An 18,007-nucleotide genomic window follows, 5' to 3' on the forward strand; every position below is an offset into this window, starting at 1 on the left:
TAAGAGGATTTTTGTTGTATAAAAACTCTAATTTGATTTCGTAAATGTTGATTTCTGAATTAGTTTTTCAGGTCTTTAATTACTTTAAAGGCAACATCAACCTGATCTTCTCCAACTAAAATTGTAAATTCATTAGAAGTCGAAATTACTTCATTAATAATAATTCCTTCCCAAGCCAAACGCTGGAAAATGAAGTAATAAATACCAGGAACTACAATGTTTTCTTTTGGTAATTTTACAGTAATTGAAGCTAAATTATCTAATTTCTGGATTAATTTTTCTCTCATAAAGTGTTTTTCAACTAAATGATTTACACTGCTGCTGACAACGATATTGGTTTCGTTTACACCACGAGAGGAGGTATAAAAAATATCAGATAAAGCGTTAATATCAGAAATTAAATCTGCTTGTTTGTTTAAAACAGTTTCTGAAGCAGCAAAAGTGTAATCTGTAAGTTCAGAACGAACTGTGATTTCACCAATATTTTTAATTACTTTATTGATTTTGTGGTTCAATTTAAAATCCAGTTCTTCTGTCAGTCGTTTTAAAGACATTACAACAGCTCCTTGTTTTACTTCTTTGCCAAACTCACTTTCTAATTCGGTCATAATATTGCGCGAAAGTGAAGTCAGGTTAATAATTCCGAGTGAGAGGGCATTCAATAAAAATGGTTTTGTTTTAATGTAGTTTTCTACAATAGAAGAAACAGTTTTCATAATTCTTTTTTTTTTTTTTTGTGTATTCGGTTGGTTGTTAATTTAACATTGCGATGTTATAAATCTCTGCAAATATAAATAAAAAAACAAATTGTTACAATTATAACAATAAAAAAATATGTTAAAAGTGATAAAATGCATCAGTAAGATGTTCAATTGCAGTAGTTTCGGAGGTTAAATGGATGGCAATGATGTCAAATCGCACTTCGAAATCTTCAGCAAAATCCTTTTCCCTATCGTTTATGTAGGCATTTACTGCTTTTATGAGTAATTGAATCTTTTTTTGTTTTACAAATTCTTCTGGGGAACCGAAATCTAAATTTGAACGAGTTTTAACTTCAATAATTGCAACAATCGAATCTTTTTGAGCAATTATATCTATTTCTGCCTTTTGAAAAACGTAGTTTCGGTCTAGAATTTTATATCCATTTTCTTCAAGATATGCCGTGGCAAGATCTTCTCCTAATTTTCCTAAGTCATTATGTTCTGCCATTTTTTTGTTTCAAGTTTCAGGTTTCAGGTTTTTTGCACGCAAAGACGCGAAGTTGCAAAGTTTTAACTGTACTTTGCGACTTCGCGTCTTTGCGATATTTATGTGGTATTGTTAGATTTCCTTAAAAAAGGAATAGAATAGTATTATCTTTTAAAAGTAACCGTACTTCCAGTTGAGGTAACTTCTACAGAAACGGTATTTCCCATAATTAAAGCTCTGTTATCTCTAATATGTCCTGCTGGGAAATTGAAAATTACTGGAATATTGTATTTTTTCGTGACATCATCAATAATTTCCAAAGCATTTTTTCCCCACGGAACTTCATTGTCTTTCATGCTTGTCATGCCTCCAATGATAATTCCTTTTAGATTTTCGATGCATCCGTTGCGCTTAAGATTCATCATCATACGGTCAATATGGTACAGATATTCATCTAAATCTTCAATGAATAATATTTTGTCTCTACAGTCAATTGCAGATGGAGAACCTAATAAACTGTATAATATAGATAAATTACCGCCAACCAATTCTCCAGTTGCACTTCCTAAACGATTCATCGGATTTGGGCTGATAGAATAAGAAACAGGCTCACCAAACAAACTTGCTTTTAATGAACTTACAGCATCTGGAGTTGCTCTTGGAACCGTTACAGGCATAATTGCGTGAAGCGATTTATAACCCATTGTATTTAAATGATTGTGAAGAACAGTTACATCACTAAATCCGATAACCCATTTTGGATTTTGTTTGAATTTGGTAAAGTCTAATAAATCAAGCATTCTAACCGTTCCATAACCTCCACGAACACACCAGATAGCTTTGATATTTGGATTGTCCATTTGCTTTTGAAAATCGGCAGCTCTTTGTTCGTCTGTTCCAGCCAATTGGTGATAATCTAATCCGATTGTGCTTCCAATTACGGCTTCTAATCCCCAACTGTGCAATAAATCTATGGTTGGTTTTAAATTATCGTCGATATTTTTTCTGGCTGTAGCCAAAAGTGCTACAGTATCTCCTTTTTGTAAATAAGGTGGTGTTATCATGTTTTGTTGAGATTGACAAGTTAATGACTGAAAAGCAAAAATAAGAAATGCGACTTTATAAATAGAAAAGTGTTTTTGAAAGTATTTAAAGCTCTTGATGTTCATTTTTTCTTTTTTGCTTAAAATTATACATTATTTAATTCCGGTTTTAATAAAACGGAGCGCATCCATATTTAGTTTCTAATTCTTTTAAAATTAAAATTAATCCTTCATCAGCTTTTTCAGACTGAATATTGGCAAAAAGAATAAAAGCTTTGTTGGAAGCTTTACAAATATACACTTTGGTTAAAAATGTTCCCGGATTTCCATTGTGAAATGAATATTGTTGCTCATTATTTTTATTAAGTTCTGAATACCAGCCAAACGAAAATTCTGAAAGACCAAAGTGCATGTAGTTAAATTCTGCCTGAGTAAACAGTTTTGATTTTCCCTGCAGCCCTTGCAGTTGCATTTGGATAAATTTACAATAATCAGGTAGAGTTACATTGATATTTCCTGCAGACGAAAGCCAGTTTAATTTATAATTTAAAGCCGGTTTTTCAGGAGTTAGATTTTCATCGTGTCCCCAAGTTTGATTTTTGTCTTTTAGGTTAGGTTGACCAAATTCAAAATCAATATTTAAATTTTTTCCTAATTCTTGTACTAAGATTTCATAGGTTTTTCCTGTTACCTTTTCCAGCATAAGTCCGGCTGCAACATAGCTAGGATTTGACCAGTAAACATCTTGTTTTTGCGAAATAGTATTGTTTTGTCTGAAAAACCATTTGATAAACTCATAACGTTGTTCAGCATCATCACCTTTAATTTCTTTTCGAGTTGGCGTTTCATTTCCATAAGACCAAGTCGGAATATGTGCTCTAAAAGTAATAAAATCTCTTAGCGTAAAGTCGTAATAAGCGGGGTTGCTTTTTGCTTTCAATTCTGGATATAAATCAAAAAATTTGGTTTCCCATTTTAGCTTTCCTTCTTTAACCAGTATAGCTGCTAAATAGCTTGTAATCGTTTTGGTGAGAGAGCCCAATCGAAATCGGTCTGATAATTCAGCCTTTAATTGACTATTGATTTTTTTATATCCAAAAGCATTAATTTCTAAAACAGAATCAGAAGAAACAACGGCATAGGCAATTTCAGGAATATTATGTTTTGTTCTTATGCTATCAACAAATTGGCTGATTTGTTGTGAATAAGAAAAGTTAAAAATTAAAAGTAAACTGCAAACAGAGAGTAATTTTTTCATTTTTTGAAACAGAAATTGAAGTAGCAAGATACGTGAGAATATCAATTTAAAAAATAAAATCAGTAAATAAATATTTAGAAATTTCTTACAATTAAATTGTTTTTTATAAATTGAATTTTTTTAATTGAAAATAATTATGCGTCATTTAATTTCTCTTTTTAGTTTCCTTCTTTTCTGCTGTACTATTGCCAATGCACAATCTAAAAAATACAAAATACATACCACTGCATTTTACAATTTTGAGAATTTGTATGACACCATAGATGATTCTTTTACGAATGATGACGAATGGACTCCAAACGGAGCGCAACATTGGACAAAAGAAAAATACGAACAAAAATTAAAAAATCTCGCAAGGGTAATTGCTGAAATTGGAACTCCTGAAAATGCTAATGCTCCAGTTTTATTGGGTTGTGCTGAAGTTGAAAACAGAGAAGTTTTAGAAGATTTAATAAAAGAACCTAAGTTACAGCAATTCGATTTTGGAATTATTCATTTTGATTCGCCAGATAAACGTGGTATAGATGTGGCTTTGCTTTATCAGAAAAAGTATTTTAGACCAACGTCATTTTCTAATATTCCTTTAATCATTTATAAAAAGAATATGCAGAAAAAAGAGGAAGAATTGGAAGTTTTAGATGATGAAGTCGAAATCAAAAAAGAAAATAATAATCGTGTTTTTACAAGAGATCAGCTTTTAGTTTCGGGTTTTCTTGAAAATGAAGAAATACACATTATTGTGAACCACTGGCCATCTCGATCTGGAGGCGAAAAAGCAACAACTTTGTTTCGGGAAGCGGCTGGAAAATTAAATCGAAAAATTATTGATTCCTTACAACAGATCAATCCTGCTGCAAAAGTGATGACAATGGGTGATTTGAATGATGGACCCATAAATAATAGTGTAAAAATAGCTTTAGGCGCGAAAGGAAAAAAAGCTGAAGTTCCAGAATTCGGTGTTTTTAATCCGTTTGAAGAGTTGGCCAATAAAGGAATGGGAACGATTGCTTTTCGGGATTCCTGGAATATTTTCGATCAGATTATAATAACAGAAACATTTCTGAAATCTGATGTTTCTACTTTTAGTTTTTGGAAAGCTGGTATTTTCAATAAACCTTATCTTGTTCAGACTTCTGGGCCATATAAAGGATATCCGTTACGAAATACCGTAGCGGAAGCCGGTTTCAGCGATCATTTTCCAGTTTATATTTATTTGGTAAAAGAGTTTAGGTAAGTATTTAGTCGCATTTGCAGTATTCAGTCGCAGTTGCAGTGTCCAGTCGTAGTTTTCAGTTTTTCTGAGACTGAATACTGCGACTGAGACTGAAAACTTTTCATTAACTTAGCTTTTCAAAATTTAGTATTTAAAAAAATGGCTATAGCAAAACCTTTCAATCTTACGCAATGGATTGAAGAAAACCGACAATTACTAAAACCACCCGTTGGAAATAAAAATTTATATGTTGATTCTGGCGATTACATCGTAATGATTGTTGCAGGACCAAACGCCCGAAAAGATTATCATTATAATGAAACAGAAGAACTTTTTTATCAGTTAGAAGGAAGTATAAAAGTCGTAATTCAGGAAGATGGTCAGCGCAAGGAAATGGAACTAAATGCAGGAGACATGTATCTTCATCCTGCCAAAGTGCCACATTCGCCTGTTCGTTCAGAAGGTTCAATTGGTTTGGTAATCGAAAGAAAACGTGCTGGACTTGGTTATACAGATGGATTGCTTTGGCATTGTGATAACTGCAATCATAAATTGTACGAAGTCTATTTTGAACTTCATAATATTGAAAAAGATTTCCTTCCTCATTTCGAACATTTTTACAATTCAGAAGAATTAAGAACTTGTGATAACTGTGGAACAGTAATGGAAACCGATCCTAGATTTGTGGCTAAGAAATAATTTGCGATTAAACATAAAATAGAAAACCCGACAGATTTTAAAAACCTGTTGGGTTTTTTAGAATTCAGCTCATTCCGTTAGGAATGTTTGGTCGGTAGAATAAAAATTTAGATTCTAAATGTACGTTCCGTAGGAACGATTGATTTTTTGGAAATACGTTTATTTTTCTACCGACGAGATATTCCTACGGAATATTGCTTTTGAGAATATTATAATTCAAACTTCTTTCCCTGCTCAGGATAAATAATCTTAAGCTTCAAGTCATTTAGATTTTTTAATTGCTCTTTAATTTTAACGATATTCTTAGCTGGCGGTTTTAAATGCGTAATAATGATTTTGAAGTTTTCTAAAGCACCTTTTCCAGCCAAATCTTCCAAAACATGAAGTTCTTTCATCAAATAATTTGGAGTTAAATGACCGAATAAAAACTTATCTGGCTGTTCATTTGGAAAGGAAACTTCAATAAAAATTCCCTTTAATTTTTTCTCTTTAACTAATGGAGCAATTACAGTCCATAAATTGCGAAGATTATTGCTTTTTTCTACCGAATCTGGTCCAGTATCACCTAAATATAAAGCATAAGAATCTTCATTCTTGATTAAAAATGCTGTACTTTCAAATGGGTTAACATGACTTAGCGGAAAAGCTTTTACTGTCATTTTTGTATTTGAAAGAGAAGTTTCTTCCTCTAAATTTAAAGTTTGAAAATGATACTTTTTTATATGAAAACCTGGTCCTGCATCTCCAAAATTTGCCCAAGTCTGATCGTTGAAATAATGGTTTTCCATCATTTCCATGCATTTTTCAGTAGCATATACTGTTTTTGAAGAATCAGCAGGAGAGTTGATGATTAAACCCGAAACATGATCCAGATGCGCATGAGAAATCAAATAGCCTTTGATGTATTTGCGTAACACTTCGCTTGTTGAAATCTTAAAGACTTTGTTTTCGCTTGCTTTTTCAATTCCAGCATTTATAGTTCCAGCATCAAGACAAATAAAATCTTTTGTGTTTGTAGGTGCTAACAAATAAGCAGAAAGATTTTTTTCATCAATACCACCTTTTACACCTAATGGAACAACCTGAAAAGAAGGTTTTTCTTTTTGTGCAAAAAGAGTAGTTGAAATAAATAAGAGACAAAGCAAAAGACGAGAGAAAATGGACATGTTTTTCATATTAAGTAGTGCAAATTTCATTAAATAAATCCAATAAATAAGGATTGAATTCTGTTAATACTGCGAAATAACCTTAAATTTACGTTGGTTTATGAATTCATTTCAATTTGAAATTAATTTCTAAAAGAATATCTTTACATTAAAAAATATAACAATTTTAACTAAAAAAGTTACAATGACAACAATAGCATCGCAATTTGGAATGAAGGAAGCTCTGGAAAAATTGGGCATCAAAACGATAAATGAAGGAACATCAACAGGAACAAATAATTTTTCATCAGGAGAAATCTTAGAAAGTTATTCTCCAGTTGATGGAAAATTAATTGCTTCGGTAAAAATGTCGACTGCTCAAGATTATGAGAAAGTAATTCAGACCGCAGCAGAAGCTTTTAAAGCATTCAGATTAATTCCTGCGCCACAGCGTGGTGAAATTGTGCGTCAGTTTGGAGAGAAATTGAGACAAAATAAAGAAGCGCTTGGAAAATTGGTTTCTTATGAAATGGGAAAATCATTGCAAGAAGGCTTTGGAGAAGTTCAAGAAATGATTGATATCTGCGATTTTGCAGTGGGATTATCGCGCCAATTACACGGATTGTCGATGCATTCTGAAAGACCGGGACACCGTATGTATGAGCAATATCATCCGTTAGGAATTGTTGGAATCATTTCGGCTTTTAATTTTCCTGTAGCAGTTTGGTCTTGGAATACTGCTTTAGCATGGATTTCTGGTGATGTTTGCGTTTGGAAACCTTCAGAAAAAACACCTCTTTGCGGTATTGCCTGTCAAAATATAATTGCTCAAGTTATCAAAGAAAACAATCTTCCAGAGGGAATTTCGTGTTTGATAAACGGAGATTATAAAATAGGTGAATTATTGACTGCAGATACTCGTATTCCGCTTATTTCTGCAACTGGTTCCACTAGAATGGGTAAAATTGTAGCACAAACTGTTGCAGGTAGATTGGGTAAATCTTTATTAGAATTGGGAGGAAATAATGCCATTATCGTAACTCCAGACGCAGATATAAAAATGACTGTTATTGGAGCTGTTTTTGGAGCTGTAGGAACTGCTGGTCAGCGTTGTACTTCAACACGAAGATTGATTATTCACGAAAGTATTTATGATAAAGTAAAAGAGGCTTTGATTGCAGCTTATAAACAATTACGAATCGGAAATCCGCTTGACGAAAACAATCATGTTGGACCATTAATTGACGTTCACGCTGTCGAAATGTACGCAGCTGCTTTAAACAAAGTGGTTGCTGAAGGCGGAAAAATTTTAGTTGAAGGCGGAGTGCTTTCTGGTCAAGGTTACGAAAGCGGCTGTTATGTAAAACCAGCAATTGCAGAGGCTGAAAATTCATTTGAAATCGTACAACACGAGACATTTGCTCCGGTTTTATACCTACTTAAATATTCAGGCGAAGTGGATAATGCAATCGAACTTCAGAACGGTGTTGCCCAAGGATTATCGTCGGCAATTATGACGAATAATTTACGTGAAGCCGAAAGATTCTTATCTGCAACAGGTTCAGATTGTGGAATTGCGAATGTAAATATTGGAACTTCGGGAGCTGAAATTGGAGGTGCTTTTGGTGGAGAAAAAGAAACCGGAGGCGGACGAGAATCAGGATCTGATGCTTGGAAAATCTATATGCGACGTCAGACCAACACAATTAACTATACAACCAATCTTCCTTTGGCACAAGGAATTAAATTTGACTTGTAAAATTAGAATCTAAAATTTATAGACCGCTTTTTCAATTTTTGAGAAAGCGTTTTTTTTTATGCTTCAATTTGTAGTATTTTTATTTTTAATTTCTATTTGCCAAGAATTTAATCGATACTTAAAAACAAATGACTTTATTTTTTTTAGCCGGACTTACTCCTTTCGGATACGGATTTATAGGAGTGCTGCTTTTATCTTTTCTGTTGGCTTATTTATGGCTCAGATCTTCTAAAAAAGGGGAAAAGTTAGGTTGTTTTTCATTTGGACTGACGGCGCTTTTAATTTGGTTTGTTCTGATGTTTCCGACCTTTTTTACTTTTTCAATTATTGAAAATGGTAATGAAACTGCCAAAATTGGCATGGTCGTTTTTTGGGTTTTTATATTTGGTTTAGTGGCGTATTTTATGTTGGCAAAAAACACAACGAATGTAAAGAAACTCATTTTTACAGTTTTAAAATATCTACTAGGCCTGATATTTTTAGGTTTGTTTTTAGTCTTATTTTTTGGAATGGCATTCTATGTTTATCAAAGACTTTTTACAACCGAAAAACAAGGAGATCCGGTGTGGGTTGCTTTCTTGTGTATCTTTTTTATCGCCTCATTAATTCTGGCTGGAATAGGTCTTTTAAATCGAAATAAGGAAGAGAAGAAGAAAGAAAAAACAACATTTTATGATCTGGAAAATGCAAAACTAAAACCTGAATTTGTGATAGAATTGGATTTGACAGATTCCAAATTAAAAGTGTTTCCAGAGGAGATTTTTAAGTTCAGAAATTTGAAGTTCTTAACTTTAAGTAATAACGAGATTAGCGAAATTCCAAATGAAATTAATAAATTACAGTTTCTTATCGGAATAGATTTGAGAAATAATCCAATTTCGGATCAAGAGAAAAATAGAATTAGAAGATTACTTTCTAAAGAAATTGAAATCGTCTTCTAACAAAGAATTTTTAATATATGAATGAACTTTTAGAGTTTTTGGGTCAAAACAAGACTGATGTTGGAATGCTGATTTTTTTGATGCTTTTTAGCATGGGGATTGCCTTGTTTCTAACGATTATTTTTGGTGGATTATTCAATTTGAAATTCCCAAATTGGCTTTTCTTTGCGGTATGTCCTTTGCTAATTGGCGTTAGTTTTTTTATTGATGACAGGTTGCCACTTCCGGTTCTGTTGCTTTTATTTGTGTCTGTTTTTTTCTTTGGTATAATCGGAATGATTTTTTCTGGTATTAGAAGTAGTAAAGAGGAAAAAATAGAAAGAGAAAAATTCAATCGTAAACATAATATTCCTAAAACAACATTTAAAGAAAAGATGTTGGGACTTTTAGTTTTCGCAGGAATCTTCGGGACTTTTATTCTACTTGCTAAGACAGAAAACCTGAAACTTCTTTTTTTACTTATTCCTGGTTTTATTCTAATCAAGAGTATTTTTTTTCCAAGTAATAAAAGTAAATTCATGCGTTTGCAGTCTATTTTGCCGACCTCTAAAGTAAATGCTCTTGCAATGGGACAGGTTGAAGTTGAAGGTGATTTAGAACAAATCGAGCCTATTATTTCGCCTTATTTTAGTAAACCGTGTATAGGTTATTTTTATAAAATCGAAAAAGAAAGTCCTCGTGATGATGATGGAAGAACAACTTACAGCACTGTTTTTACAGAATGTAAAACTGGAAAGTTTAAAATCAAAGACGAAACAGGATCTGTAGTAGTTGATGGTGAAGGCTTGGAATTTTATTTTGATCGTGTTGACAAACAAGCGGGAGGGAAGATGAGATACAGTGAAACATATTTACAACCTAATGATTATATGCTTTTGATAGGAAATGCAACCTCGGATAACGGAGATACAATTATTCAGAAAGGAAGTTCTGATACTGTATTTGGTATTGCTATACCCAGAAGTATTTCATTCAGAAATAAGTACAAACCATTGTTGGATTCGTTTTTAGCGACATTATTTTTTATTTCACTGCTACTCCTTTTTATTATTTTAAATTAAGAAATTATGACTATTCAAACCATCGCATTAATTGCTGGAATCATTCTGATTTTTATATTCTTTAATTTTTTTATCAGAATCTATAATAAGCTGGTTGCCTTAAAAAACAATTACGAAAAAGCTTTTAGAAATATCGATGTTATTTTGATGCAAAGAGCAGAGGAAGTTCCCGAATTAGTAAAAGTCGTTTCTAAATTTATGGAACATGAAACAGCAATGCTTACCAATTTGACCAAATTGAGAACCGATTTTTTGAATGCTAAAACAGTAGAAGAAAAAATAGAGAATGCGAATGAATTTTCGAAATCAATGAAAAGCTTATTTGCGGTTTCAGAAAATTATCCGACGCTGGCATCCAATAGTAATTTCCTTGAATTGCAAAAAAGAGTTTCTCAAATGGAAGATAAAATCGCCGATCGAAGAGAATTTTTTAATGATAGCATAAACTTATATAATGTTGGAATAGAGGAGTTTCCGAATTTTATTTTAGCTAGAATGTTGGGCTATAAAACGAAGTCATTATTTGATGTAACACCAGAAGAAAAGAAATACGATGGAATTCAGTTTTAATACTTTTTTTGGTTACGAACATGAAATTAATGCGCTAAGTGATCAAGTGCTGATTTATGGTTTTGCCACTATAATTTTTGGAATTGTTGGCTTGTTGATTTTGGCTATTGTTTTACGAAAGGTAGGATTAAATTCAGTGAACAGTTTTTTTATTAATCCTTTAATGTTAACATTAGGTTTGACGATATTGGTGGCAATATTTCCAACAATTATTTTTTACGTGGTTGCTTCAGAGGTTTCAGGTGTAAAAATGGTATACAGCTGGATTGCTATTTTCCTCGGAATGCTTTTGTTTGTAATATTTAATCTGGAAACGATTAAAAGTTTTTTCAGAGAATTTAATAAGATGAGTGAACAACAAGAATTTAGAAATAGGAATAGATAAAGTACAGTATTTATACTTTTAGAATAAAAAAAATAGGCTGTTTTTTATGACAACCTATTTTTTTTGGAAAGAGGAATTGAGGTTATTTTTTCATAATTTTTCTGGTAACACTGCCGTCGTTTGTTTGTATTTTAACGATGTATTGACCAGAAGATAAATGACTCATATCAATTGATTCTGTATTTTTTTCAACGGTTTTTACTAAAGTTCCAAGCATATTATAGATTTCAACTTTTTGGACATTGTCACTAGAAATATGCATTTGATTTGCAACCGGATTTGGATAAAGAAGTAATCGTTGTACTTCAGTATGTTGATCTACTTTTAAAGTTCCGCTATAAGTTGTTTTCATATAAAAAAGATTTGCGGTGTCTTTTTTTAATATGGTATGATTTCCTGCAGGAAGATTCACTGTAATTATTCCTGCTGTTGCAGTATAATTTGTTCCATCAATTTTTGCGGTTCCTGCAGCTTCAACTAATACCAAAGTTAGAGTACTTGTCTGAGTCGTTGTATAAGTTATGCTTGTCGAGCTTTCAAGTTTTAAACACTGTGTAAGAGTTAATCCTTCATAAGTTACAGTTCCTTTATTTGTTGCCAGATTTCCACTAATAGTGTAAAATTGACTATTTGTACCAGATATAGTAAAATTGTGTATTTGATCTCCAGGAGGAGTCACAGGAGTACCTTCAACAGTTATGGTTCCAGTAGCATTTGCAGGTGATCCGCTTGTTCCGCTAGTGGCAATTGAAAAAGATACATTAGCAGTTGGAGTGCCTGAAATTGTGATGGTTTTGTCTGTTGTATTTTTTACAAAACTTATGCCTGAAGCAGGTAATCCTGTAACTGTAGCGTTTGTAGCATCTCCTCCCCAAGTGAAAATCATTGGTTCTATTGCAGTGCCAGTACTTACAGTTTGGTTGTTATCTGTTTCGGTGGTTAAAGTTTGTCCGTTTTGTGTAGCAGGAGTTTCGCCTTGCACATTAACTAAACTTGTTTGATAGCTTAATAATTTAGTTTGAAGACCAGTATTTACAGCGTCTGATGTATCATCTGTAGCATTATTAAATGTCCATTGAAAATCGCCTCCAGAAATACGGCCAGCATAAAGCATTACATTTGTTTTGGCTGTTTCAGGGCTATCTGGTGTGTAAGCATACATGATACTTGAATTCGTATCAAAATTGTTATAGGCTTTGGCTCCTTTTTTAGATGTAATACTGCTGCTTATTGTTTCGTTTCTTGTCGAAGCAATATAGGCATCAAACTCAACTGGATTTGAAGAGGAGTTGTAACCTACAAATCTCGTTTGCCCGCTCATTTCATTGTTAAAAGCTTTTATTGTTCCACCATCTTCACTTGAAAATGTTCCGCCAGTTCCATAAAAAATATCTGTTCCCTGCATAGAAGTCAACATTGGATATTTACAGTTTCTGAAATAATTAGCTTCAACAAAAACGGATGATCCAAGAGTTGAACCAACGCCATATTTAGAATTTCCATCGTAATAATTGTTGTAAACGTGAGCAGAATAATAACGAACACGAGGATGTCGTGAATCGGAGTGATCGTACCAATTATGATGATATGTAATGTACAAACCTTCAGTAGTTGCTTCACTTAATCCTAAAAGATTGCATTTTCCTGAATCCCAAAAATGATTGTATGAAAAAGTTACGTAAGTTGATTTTTTACAGTCCAATGCTCCATCTCCTTTTATCTGGTCAGCATCTTTTCCAGGTTTTCCATAAAAGAAATCGCAATTGTGAACCCAAACATAATCATTGTCTTGTTGTAATCCTATATTGTCGGCTTCGTCACTGTCGCAATTCATAATTCCAATGTTTCTAATTTCAATATTAGAAGCATTTTTAACTCTTATTCCCCATCCGTCTGCAGTGGCATCGTTTCCTATTCCTTCTAATGTAATATAAGCATTAGCATTCTTTTTGTTTTCAATGACTAAATCTCCATTTAACATATAAGATAAATCAGTTATCTGGCCAATCATACGGATGATTAATGGTCTTGTATCACTTCCTTTTTTAAATCCATCCAAAATAGTTTGTAATCCAACACATGGATTTGTAGTTGCTCCTGTAACATTTAACGAAACTGTATTTTTGGTTTGCTGTGTAATGTAGATTATTACGGCATTATCTTTTGGAGTACCATTTGCTTTATAAGCACCAGGTATGCGAGAATTGGCAAAGGCAAAACCACTTCGATCGTGTGACAACACCATTAAACTAGAAGTTGTAGATCCTGTTCCTTCTGTTCCAGCTGTAATAGGTTTAATAGTAAGGGTATAATTTCCTGCTGAAAGTCCAGGTACATCAGCGCGAAAGTAAGAACCATAATTGCGGATTAATTCATTATCAATTTTTTTGTTTGTTTGTCCTCCTCCTGTGTAATATACATTATAACTATCTGCACCAGAAACAGGTGTCCATTTTACAAAAGCAGATTCAAGCCAGCCTTTAGCTTCGGTAATTTGCTGCGCCCATGATTGCAGGACTGTGCAAAAAAAGATTAGAATGAGTAATTTTTTTTTCATTGTTGTTTAAGTTAGAAAGTTAATAAGTGGTTTTTTGTGGTTTTTACGATTCATTGTAATCGATTACACGAATTTATGTAAAATTTTTGAATTCTTAATATTTTTAACATAAATAAGTGTATAGTGTAAAAATATATGTTTTTATTTGCTTATTATGTAATAAATTGCATTTTTATGTAATTTATTACATATCTATAAAACAGTGGGATTCACAGACTTTTTGCATCACTTATTGAATTTCTTTGATATAATTTCTTAGAAATTCTTTAGTAGAAAATTTTTAATAAAAAACATAAAAAAAGCCCTTTTGATTTTACTCAAAAGGGCTTCAATTTTATATTTAGGACAATTAGTCTCTGCTGGATAGTTTTGATAAAAGTCTTAGGAATTCGATATACAACCAAACTAAAGTAATCATTAATCCCATTGCTCCATACCATTCCATGAATTTTGGCATTTTTTCTCTTGCTCCTTTTTCAATTAAATCAAAATCTAAGAAAAGGTTAAGAGCAGCTATAATGATAACAAAAACGCTGATACCAATGCTCATCATAGAATTTCCGTAATGAACAGGAACATAACTTGATGCAAACATTGAAACAATCCAAGAGATTAAATAATAAGTTGCAATTGCTAACGTCGCAGCGACAACAACAGATTTGAATTGTTCTGTCACTTTAACGATTCTGAATTTATATAAACCAAGACAAACTAAGAACGTAACAAGAGTTGCTCCAACTGCATTGATTACAATTCCTGGAAATTTTAATTCAAATATAGCAGAAATTCCTCCTATGAACAATCCTTCAAATAAAGCATATCCAGGAGCTAGGTAAGGAGACAGCTGTGGTTTAAACGAAGAGACTAATACTAAGATAAAACCAATAATTGCACCTCCAATTGTAGGCAGCATTGGATTCATTCCATTAAAAGCCATCCACCATGTTACCATAGCAGCGCCACATAAAATAAGGAATAAGATTGCTGTTTTGTTAATTGTTCCAGACACCGTCATTTCCTGATTGTAATCAATAATCTGAGCTTGGTGTACTTCAGTTCTTGGTTCAGCATTAGATGAAAAACGCTTACTGTTTAAAAATGGATTTTTTGAATTAAAGTTCATAATTTAATACATTTAATTGAACTCAAATATATGGAGATTTTTTGAAGTGCAATTGTATAGAAGAAATTTTTAACATGAATTTCTCTTCTTTATTTCTATAAAAAAATCCACCAAAACTTAATTTGATGGATTTTCTATTATTTTGATTTTATAAATTATCTTATTTCAATAAGTCTAAAACTAATGATGGAAATAGACCTAATGCGATATTTAAAACAATTGATACTACAGCTGTAGCATAAATAAGAAAAGGTTTTCCTGTTCTTTCCTGATTTGGTTCTTTAGAATACATTGCAATAATTAGTTTGAAATAATATCCAACACTAATGATAGAGTTGATGACAGCAACGATTACTAAACCAATATACCCAGCCTGAATTGTTTGATTGAATAAGAATAATTTAGCAAAGAATCCAGAGAAAATTGGAATCCCAGCCATTGACAATAATGAAGCTGTAAGAACAGCAGCCAATAGCGGATTTGTTTTTCCTAAACCGTGGAAGTTTGTAATATCTTCATTATCTTGATCTCTGCATACATATAAAATTACACTGAAAGCAGCAATTCCGGCTAATGCGTAAGCAGCAGTATAGTATAATAAAACGCCTGCAGAAGCAGAAACCGTTAATAATGTCATTAACATGAAACCTGCATGAGAGATTCCAGAGAAAGCAAGCATACGTTTTACGTTTACTTGTCTTAATGCCATAATATTACCAACAGACATAGAAGCAATAGAAAGAATAACTACAATAATTTCAAATGTGTGTAAAAGGTCTTGGTTTTCTAATGAAGCAATTAAGTTCATACCTGAAACCAATTTAAATAAAGTTGCAATTGCTACCACTTTTGCCAATGTACTCATTAAAGCAGTTGTTAAGGCAGGAGAACCTTCGTAAACGTCTGGAGCCCAGAAGTGGAAAGGAACTGCAGCAACTTTAAACAACATTCCAACAATCATTAAAATCATTCCGATTGGAAACCAGATCGGTAATTCTGCAGAAAGTGCACTTTCGTGAATGTCACTAATATCGAAACTTCCCATAGCACCGTAAATCAAACAGATTCCAAAAAGGATAATTCCAGAAGCAAAAGATCCCATTAGGAAATATTTCATTCCGGCTTCGTTACTTTTGATGTTCAAACGATCACTTGCAGCAAGTACATATAATGCGATAGATAAGATTTCAATTCCTAAGAAAAACATGGCTAAATTTCCGAAAGAAACCATGGCAACAGCTCCAGCCAATAAGAAAACTTTAATGGCAACATAATCTGAAATTTTCGTTGGATGATTTTGGTAAAAATTATGGCTTAATGCTACAAGGAAAATAGTCAAAACGATAAACAACGATGAAAAAGCCGTAGAAAACTTGCTCACTGCTATCATATTGTTGTAATAACTTTGTTCTGCTCCAAATTCACAGTAATTAAGTGCCAATACACCTATTAAACCCAAAATGGTAATAGGAACAATGGCCTTTCTTAAATTAAGAATTTCAAACAATAGGCAGAAAATACCCAATCCTGTTATAGCTATTAATGTATTCATTTTTATCTTTTTGATTTAGGATTTCATTTAACAGTAATCCTAATTTATTTTTTGTTTAAAATATTAGTTCTTATTGATAACTTGTAAAATTGTTTCCAAGCTTGGCGTAATCAAATCTGTGATTGGTTTTGGATAAAAACCAAAGAATAATAAAACGGCAATGATTACTGCAAAAGAAACTCCTTCATTTAGTGTAACATCAGCAAATGTTTTAGAATTAGTTTCTCCCAACATTACATGCTGGAACATTCTTAACATATAGTAAGCTCCCAAAATAATAGTTGTTCCACCAAGAATTGCAAACCAAATATTGATTTGAGATAAACTGTATAATACTGTAAACTCTCCAATAAAGTTAAATGTGCTTGGCAAAGCAACAGAAGCCAATACTAAGATTAAAAACATTGATGTGAATTTTGGAGCTTGTGTACGAATACCTCCTAATGCGTCAATTTCTCTTGTTTCAAATCTTCTGAAAATTACTTCAGCAGCAAAGAATAATCCCACTACAACAAAACCGTGAGCGATCATTTGAAGAACAGCTCCTCTTAAACCATCAAGAGTTAAAGTATAAGATCCTGCAGCGATTAGTCCAACGTGAGCAAGAGAAGAATAAGCTAATAATTTCTTTAAATCTTTTTGTCTCAAGGCTACGATTGAACCGTAGATAACACCAGCAATTCCTAAACCAATAAAGATGTATAAGTATTCTTTTGCAGCTATTGGCGCAAGTGGCAATTGCCAACGAAGCACGCTGTATAATCCCATTTTAAGCATGATACCAGATAAAAGCATTGTTCCAACTGTTGGTGCTTTTTGGTACACATTTGCCTGCCAAGTATGGAAAGGAATAATTGGAATTTTAATAGCATAAGCTAAGAAGAAAGCCAAGAAAATCCAGAATTGCTCGCAAGCAGATAAGTTTAATTTGTATAAATCTTCAATTAAGAAAGAACCTGCTTTTGTATATAAGTAAATGAAAGCAGTTAACATGAATAACGAACCAGCAAGTGTATAAATAAAGAATTTAACCACTGCTTTTCTACGTTCATCAGCGTCACCATTACCCCAGATCAATGCAATAAAGTAAATAGGAATAAGAGCTAACTCCCAGAAAATGTAATATAAAAGACCATCAGAAGCTAAGAAAGTTCCTGTCATAGCGAATGACATAAACAAAATCAAAGCATAAAAACCTTTAGCATTGTTATATTCATTTCCAAAAGATGAAAATATAATAATCGGAGTTAAAGCTGCAGTTAATAAAACCATTGCAAGTCCAAGTCCGTCTGCATTTAAAGCGAAAGAAATTTTCGGCTGAGTAATCCAGCTGTTGATTACGCTGATGTTTTCTCCAGCATTATAATTATTCAATAATACAATTGAACATCCTAAAGCTGCTAAACTAAATAGCAAAGCAACTTTTGAAGCTAGTTTGTCACCAGAAAAATAAGTGGCAAATGCACCAATTAAAAGTATAATTAATATAGTAGAAACGTTCATAGTTATAATA

The 18,007-nt window shown here is 32.6% G+C and carries 16 protein-coding genes; 7 read left to right on the forward strand and 9 right to left on the reverse strand.

Features of this window, described 5'->3' with window-relative positions; all coding sequences use genetic code 11:
- Positions 1–59 precede the first annotated feature (59 nt).
- The 4 genes from VGE71_RS12035 to VGE71_RS12050 form a co-directional block, all read right to left on the reverse strand.
- Complete coding sequence (locus VGE71_RS12035) at positions 60–716, reverse strand: hypothetical protein (RefSeq protein ID WP_008466087.1); 657 nt, start codon at positions 714–716, stop codon at positions 60–62.
- A gap of 121 nt (positions 717–837) precedes the next feature.
- Positions 838–1,209 carry a YraN family protein gene (locus VGE71_RS12040; protein ID WP_331138557.1) on the reverse strand — a complete coding sequence of 124 codons (372 nt, stop codon included), beginning with the start codon at positions 1,207–1,209 and terminating at the stop codon, positions 838–840.
- A 143-nt stretch (positions 1,210–1,352) separates the two neighbouring features.
- Positions 1,353–2,252 (reverse strand): LD-carboxypeptidase, encoded by a 900-nt coding sequence (locus VGE71_RS12045; RefSeq protein ID WP_331138558.1) that lies wholly within the window; start codon positions 2,250–2,252, stop codon positions 1,353–1,355.
- Positions 2,253–2,400: 148 nt separating this feature from the next.
- Positions 2,401–3,489, reverse strand: coding sequence for a serine hydrolase domain-containing protein (locus VGE71_RS12050; RefSeq protein WP_331138559.1), 1,089 nt, complete (start codon positions 3,487–3,489; stop codon positions 2,401–2,403).
- A 136-nt stretch (positions 3,490–3,625) separates the two neighbouring features.
- Here VGE71_RS12050 and VGE71_RS12055 point away from each other — a divergent pair, with 136 nt between their 5' ends.
- Together VGE71_RS12055 and VGE71_RS12060 are read left to right on the forward strand one after the other, a co-directional pair.
- Complete coding sequence (locus tag VGE71_RS12055; RefSeq protein ID WP_331138560.1) at positions 3,626–4,723, forward strand: endonuclease/exonuclease/phosphatase family protein; 1,098 nt, start codon at positions 3,626–3,628, stop codon at positions 4,721–4,723.
- A gap of 138 nt (positions 4,724–4,861) precedes the next feature.
- Positions 4,862–5,401 carry a 3-hydroxyanthranilate 3,4-dioxygenase gene (locus tag VGE71_RS12060; RefSeq protein WP_331138561.1) on the forward strand — a complete coding sequence of 180 codons (540 nt, stop codon included), beginning with the start codon at positions 4,862–4,864 and terminating at the stop codon, positions 5,399–5,401.
- A 209-nt stretch (positions 5,402–5,610) separates the two neighbouring features.
- Here VGE71_RS12060 and VGE71_RS12065 read toward each other — a convergent pair whose 3' ends face one another.
- Entirely contained in the window at positions 5,611–6,567 is a 957-nt protein-coding gene (locus VGE71_RS12065) for a 3',5'-cyclic-nucleotide phosphodiesterase (protein ID WP_331138587.1), read from the reverse strand.
- A gap of 184 nt (positions 6,568–6,751) precedes the next feature.
- On the opposite strand from VGE71_RS12065, the gene VGE71_RS12070 reads away from it, so the two are divergent.
- The 5 genes from VGE71_RS12070 (at position 6,752) to VGE71_RS12090 (ending at position 11,262) form a co-directional block, all read left to right on the forward strand.
- Positions 6,752–8,305: an aldehyde dehydrogenase family protein gene (locus tag VGE71_RS12070; RefSeq protein WP_331138562.1), complete on the forward strand. Its 1,554-nt coding sequence runs from the start codon at positions 6,752–6,754 to the stop codon at positions 8,303–8,305.
- Positions 8,306–8,433: 128 nt separating this feature from the next.
- Entirely contained in the window at positions 8,434–9,246 is an 813-nt protein-coding gene (locus VGE71_RS12075) for a hypothetical protein (protein ID WP_331138563.1), read from the forward strand.
- 17 nt (positions 9,247–9,263) lie between these two features.
- Entirely contained in the window at positions 9,264–10,307 is a 1,044-nt protein-coding gene (locus tag VGE71_RS12080; RefSeq protein WP_331138564.1) for a hypothetical protein, read from the forward strand.
- A gap of 6 nt (positions 10,308–10,313) precedes the next feature.
- Complete coding sequence (locus VGE71_RS12085) at positions 10,314–10,877, forward strand: LemA family protein (RefSeq protein ID WP_331138565.1); 564 nt, start codon at positions 10,314–10,316, stop codon at positions 10,875–10,877.
- Positions 10,861–11,262 carry a hypothetical protein gene (locus tag VGE71_RS12090; protein ID WP_331138566.1) on the forward strand — a complete coding sequence of 134 codons (402 nt, stop codon included), beginning with the start codon at positions 10,861–10,863 and terminating at the stop codon, positions 11,260–11,262. Before VGE71_RS12085 ends, VGE71_RS12090 begins: the two co-directional genes overlap by 17 nt.
- Before the next feature lie 82 nt (positions 11,263–11,344).
- On the opposite strand, the gene VGE71_RS12095 is transcribed toward VGE71_RS12090, so the two are convergent.
- From VGE71_RS12095 to VGE71_RS12110, 4 genes are all read right to left on the reverse strand, one after another.
- On the reverse strand, positions 11,345–13,819 hold the full coding sequence (locus VGE71_RS12095; RefSeq protein WP_331138567.1) for a T9SS type A sorting domain-containing protein: 2,475 nt from the start codon (positions 13,817–13,819) through the stop codon (positions 11,345–11,347).
- A gap of 349 nt (positions 13,820–14,168) precedes the next feature.
- A complete protein-coding gene (locus VGE71_RS12100) occupies positions 14,169–14,942 on the reverse strand; it encodes a Bax inhibitor-1/YccA family protein (protein WP_331138568.1) in 774 nt (257 codons plus the stop codon).
- A gap of 160 nt (positions 14,943–15,102) precedes the next feature.
- Positions 15,103–16,494 (reverse strand): NADH-quinone oxidoreductase subunit N, encoded by a 1,392-nt coding sequence (locus tag VGE71_RS12105; RefSeq protein WP_331138569.1) that lies wholly within the window; start codon positions 16,492–16,494, stop codon positions 15,103–15,105.
- Positions 16,495–16,557: 63 nt separating this feature from the next.
- On the reverse strand, positions 16,558–17,997 hold the full coding sequence (locus tag VGE71_RS12110) for an NADH-quinone oxidoreductase subunit M (RefSeq protein ID WP_331138570.1): 1,440 nt from the start codon (positions 17,995–17,997) through the stop codon (positions 16,558–16,560).
- Positions 17,998–18,007: the final 10 nt, after the last annotated feature.

This window comes from Flavobacterium sp. (genome assembly GCF_036405015.1).
Lineage (GTDB): Bacteria > Bacteroidota > Bacteroidia > Flavobacteriales > Flavobacteriaceae > Flavobacterium.